Here is a 382-nt window from a genome sequence, read left to right as displayed (position 1 = left end):
ATTCAAGGTATTAATCGTTCGAAATATTTACTAATTGAATTTCCAACGGGCGAAGTACCACATTATACAAAACAATTGTTTTTTGAAATACAATCGAGAGGCTACATACCAATCATTGCACATCCAGAAAGAAATAGAAGTATCGCAAAAAATCCAGAAATATTATATGAACTTGTTGCAAATGGGGCATTGAGTCAATTAACATCGAGTTCTTTAGTTGGTGGATTTGGTAAAAACATTCAAAAGTTATCATTACAATTTATAGAATGTAATTTGGCTCATTTTGTAGCTTCAGATGCACATTCATGTGACCAAAGACCATTTTTGATGCAAGAATTATTTCACAATCATAAATTGAAGAAATATTCGAATGATATTGAAG

The 382-nt window shown here is 30.6% G+C and carries 1 protein-coding gene; it reads left to right on the top strand.

What is annotated here, in order from left to right:
* Window positions 1–382 (top strand): CpsB/CapC family capsule biosynthesis tyrosine phosphatase (locus D7X74_RS42520; RefSeq protein WP_304984954.1); only part of this gene is annotated, 382 nt, incomplete at both ends.

This window comes from Corallococcus sp. CA047B (assembly GCF_003612065.1).
GTDB lineage: Bacteria > Myxococcota > Myxococcia > Myxococcales > Myxococcaceae > Corallococcus > Corallococcus praedator.
The sequence above is the reverse complement of the archived record's forward strand: the minus strand, read 5'-3'. Positions and strand labels throughout refer to the sequence as shown.